Source organism: Mesorhizobium sp. Cs1321R2N1, from assembly GCF_037179725.1.
Taxonomy (GTDB): domain Bacteria; phylum Pseudomonadota; class Alphaproteobacteria; order Rhizobiales; family Rhizobiaceae; genus Mesorhizobium; species Mesorhizobium salmacidum.
Genome location: NZ_JAPYKP010000264.1, coordinates 1 through 3,239, shown reverse-complemented (window position 1 = coordinate 3,239; position 3,239 = coordinate 1). Strand labels below are relative to the sequence as shown.

The window sequence follows — 3,239 nt, the reverse complement described above, 5'->3', positions numbered from 1 at the left end:
CCGGGCGCGGGGCAGATGCACCAGGGCGGTCGGCTTCGCGCTGCGCCCCGGCCGGGGAGGAGGCGGCCGGGGCGGAAGAGAAAGGGCAGCCCGGCAAGGCCGGGCTGGAGGCGCTGTCGACTCTGAGGGGGTTGAGCTTTTGCATGAGGTGATATAAGCATAACTCAAACATTGATGCAAGCCATTCTTTCATGGACGAAAGCAGGGCTTGTTGGTCACATGAGGCCATGGTGAAAACGCAACTTTCGATCAGGGTCGGGGCCGCGATCCGCCAGGCACGCAAGCAGCGCGGCCTGGTCATGCGCCACATCGCCGAGCACAACGACACCGATGTCGCCGCCGTCGGCAACTGGGAAACCGGGCGCAACCTGCCCAAGACCGAGAACCTGTTGAAGACCGCCGCCTTCCTGCGCGTCGACCCCGTGGCGCTCGGCAAGGGCGAGGTCGTTTTCCTCGACGATGCCGGCCCGGTGGCGGACGCCGAGATCGTCACCGATGCCGGCCCCCTGCCGGCCGGAGCCATGGATATTCCGGTGCTCGGCGCCGCCGTCGGCGGCGATGACGGCGACTTCACCTTCAACGGCGAGCCTGCGGGATACGTCCAGCGTCCGCCAGGGGTCCGCAACCTGCCGAAAGTGTTCGCGCTGCATGTGCTCTCGGATTCCATGGTGCCGCGCTACGAGCCCGGCGACATGATCTATTGCGGCGGCCGCGACGCGGTGCCGGGCGACCATGTGGTGATCGAGACCTTTCCGGAAGAGAACGAGAAGAACGGCAAGGCCTTCATCAAGAAACTGGTCCGGCGCACGGCGGGCGAGCTGGTGGTTGAACAATACAATCCGCCCAAGACGCTGACCTTCAACCGCTACGCCATCAAGCAAGTCTGGCGCGTCATCCCGCTGAAGGAACTGCTGGGGTATTGAGGCTCGCCATGTGCCAAGCCGCCAGCCCCCTAGCGGCAGTTCGCGAAAAAGTGTATGATTAAGTCACACGCCAAAATCCGCTTCAGGAAACAACATGCGCAGTACCCAGCCCTTGACTATCACCTTGCCGCTCGAGATGGCGCGGATGGTGAAGGACAAGGTTTCATCAGGAGAATACGCAACCGAAAGCGAAGTTATCCGCGATGGCCTGAGAACTCTCGCCGCGCGTGACGCTGCGGTCGATCGCTGGTTGCGAGAAGAGGTTGCACCGACGATGGACGCACTCCAGAAGGATCCTTCACTCGTTGCGCCTCTCGAGGAAGTGCGTGCGCGGCTGCACGGGCGCATTGACGAGCTAGTGGGCAAACCCTCCCGCAAAGCATGACGTACAGGGTTGTCTTCAGCAAGGCCGCGGAGAACGATCTGGCGGATTTGCTGTCCTATCTGGTGCCCCAGGCAGGCGAGCGGATTGCGCGAATCTATATCGATCGCCTGATCGACTATTGTGCGGAATTTGACATTTTTCCTGAGCGCGGCACACTCCACGATGACATTAGACCGGGCCTGCGGACTGTGGGCTATCGCCGGCGGGCCACGATAGCATTCAGCGTCAAGGACAAGACCGTGACGATCTTGCGAGTCTTTCATAGCGGGCGAGACGTTGTCCTCCTCGACGAAGACGACGTTTCCTGACGACTTTGCCAGCCAGCGCCTCTCAAGCCCGCCTCGAGCCTGCCAGGGGCGCTTCGCGATCGCTCAGCATCCGCGCTTCCGAGCGCACGCGCTGGCGCTCGTCGATGAACGCGGCCTGGATCGAGACCGCGGTACCCGGCAGCCCGTCGGCACGGCAGGCCGAGCAGACGATGCGACCCGACAGCGCGGCCAGCGGCGTGTTCCCATTCACCCCGAAGCGCTTCAACTGATCGGGTCGCCACCACCTGTTGCGGCCGCAATCGGCGCACTCGACCGACAGCGAGGCGACCTGCGCGATCACTGCTTCCCTGCCCGGCAACGCCATCGTTCCTCCGTCCGTTTGTTCGTGATTTGTTCACATATTCCCGTGTTTTGAAGCAGGAGTCGAGTCGCAGTTTCCAAAACTCCTCCAAAAGTCCTTCTTTTATGTCAGCTTGAGATATGCTTATATTCAGCTTGCAAATGTGAGTCGGCGCGGAATTGCGCGCGCCAGATCCGGGAGCAAGAATGGATGCCGCCGATTTCGCCCACGCCTGCGGTTACACCGGCGACAGTCCCGCTTTGCTCGAAGCCTTCGAGGCGATCCGCCGCAACGGCATCGCGCAGGCCCGCCTGGATCATTTCAGGCGCAAGGCTGTCATCGACGAATTGAAACAATCGGAACTTCTGTTCCTGGCCGCGATCGGCCCGGCGCTATCGGCGCACGAAGCCGTGGAGGATGCGATCGGGTTCATCGCCGGCTGGCGAAATATGCCGCGCTGGCGCCAGGAACGGCGCCTGCCCGATCTTGCCAGGGCAAGGCAGCAGCTTCTCATAGCCCGTTTCTTCCGCCGCTACGGCCATGGTTTGTGGGCAAGGCAGGCGGCGTGAGGCTCGACAGCGCCGTGTGCGGGTTTCAGGCGAGGACGTTTTGCAAGCAACGCGGCAGCCGGTGATCCCTTCCTTGTGGGAGAAGGAAAAAACTCCCCTCACCGCCTCACCCGTGATTTCAGCCACCGGTCGAACGCCACCGCCAGGATCAGGATGAGCCCGATGACGATGCTTTGCGTGTAGGAAGAGACGTTGTTGAACTGCAGCCCGTTCTGCAGCACGCCGATCAGCGCCGCACCCACCACCGTGCCGCCGACCGAGCCGATGCCGCCGAACAGCGAGGTGCCGCCGATGACGACGGCGGAGATCACCGTCAGCTCGTAGCCGATGCCGGCGACCGCTTCCGAAGAATTCAGCCTCGCCGACAGCACGAAGGCGGCGAGCCCGGCGAAGAAGCCGACGATGACATAGACAGAGACCAGAATGCGGTCGACGCGCAGGCCCGACAGTCGTGCCGCTTCGGCATTGCCGCCAACGGCATAGACGGCACGGCCGTAGCGGGTGTAGCGCAGCACGATGTGGCACAGGATAGCGGCGGTGGCGAAGATCAGCGCCGGCACCGGCACCGGGCCGATCAGGCCGGTGCCGAACCAGCGCATCGAGGCGTCGAAGCCGGAGATCGGACCGCCATTGGAGATGGTCAGCGTCAGCCCGCGGAACACCGTCAGCCCGCCCAGCGTGACGACGAAGGGCGGCACTTTCAGCCTTGTGATCGCGAACCCCTGCACGCCGCCGGACAAGGCGCTGACCATC

The 3,239-nt window shown here is 63.3% G+C and carries 6 protein-coding genes; 4 read left to right on the top strand and 2 right to left on the bottom strand.

Annotated features, from left to right (window positions below):
• Positions 1-227 precede the first annotated feature (227 nt).
• The 3 genes from O7A61_RS31655 to O7A61_RS31645 all read left to right on the top strand — a co-directional run bounded on the left by O7A61_RS31655 (position 228) and on the right by O7A61_RS31645 (position 1,616).
• A complete protein-coding gene (locus tag O7A61_RS31655; protein WP_027144203.1) occupies positions 228-923 on the top strand; it encodes an XRE family transcriptional regulator in 696 nt (231 codons plus the stop codon).
• Positions 924-1,017: 94 nt separating this feature from the next.
• Positions 1,018-1,308 (top strand): ribbon-helix-helix domain-containing protein, encoded by a 291-nt coding sequence (locus tag O7A61_RS31650; protein WP_337133093.1) that lies wholly within the window; start codon positions 1,018-1,020, stop codon positions 1,306-1,308.
• Positions 1,305-1,616, top strand: a complete 312-nt coding sequence (locus O7A61_RS31645; RefSeq protein ID WP_337133092.1) for a type II toxin-antitoxin system RelE/ParE family toxin — start codon at positions 1,305-1,307, stop codon at positions 1,614-1,616. The genes O7A61_RS31650 and O7A61_RS31645 overlap by 4 nt, the downstream gene beginning before the upstream one ends.
• 22 nt (positions 1,617-1,638) lie before the next feature.
• Here the strand turns inward: O7A61_RS31645 and O7A61_RS31640 are convergent, their stop codons facing one another.
• A complete protein-coding gene (locus O7A61_RS31640) occupies positions 1,639-1,941 on the bottom strand; it encodes a hypothetical protein (protein ID WP_337133091.1) in 303 nt (100 codons plus the stop codon).
• A 182-nt stretch (positions 1,942-2,123) separates the two neighbouring features.
• On the opposite strand from O7A61_RS31640, the gene O7A61_RS31635 reads away from it, so the two are divergent.
• Positions 2,124-2,486, top strand: a complete 363-nt coding sequence (locus tag O7A61_RS31635; RefSeq protein ID WP_337133090.1) for a hypothetical protein — start codon at positions 2,124-2,126, stop codon at positions 2,484-2,486.
• Positions 2,487-2,584: 98 nt separating this feature from the next.
• Here O7A61_RS31635 and O7A61_RS31630 read toward each other — a convergent pair.
• A partial coding sequence (locus tag O7A61_RS31630) for an ABC transporter permease (RefSeq protein WP_337133089.1) occupies positions 2,585-3,239 on the bottom strand: 655 nt, incomplete at its 5' end.

What these genes read in the sequence shown, in the direction of transcription:
- O7A61_RS31655 (WP_027144203.1), top strand. Translation starts at nt 228, where the DNA reads ATGGTGAAAACGCAACTTTCGATCAGGGTCGGGGCCGCGATCCGCCAG.
- O7A61_RS31635 (WP_337133090.1), top strand. Translation starts at nt 2,124, where the DNA reads ATGGATGCCGCCGATTTCGCCCACGCCTGCGGTTACACCGGCGACAGT.
- O7A61_RS31640 (WP_337133091.1), bottom strand. Translation starts at nt 1,941, where the DNA reads ATGGCGTTGCCGGGCAGGGAAGCAGTGATCGCGCAGGTCGCCTCGCTG.
- O7A61_RS31645 (WP_337133092.1), top strand. Translation starts at nt 1,305, where the DNA reads ATGACGTACAGGGTTGTCTTCAGCAAGGCCGCGGAGAACGATCTGGCG.
- O7A61_RS31650 (WP_337133093.1), top strand. Translation starts at nt 1,018, where the DNA reads ATGCGCAGTACCCAGCCCTTGACTATCACCTTGCCGCTCGAGATGGCG.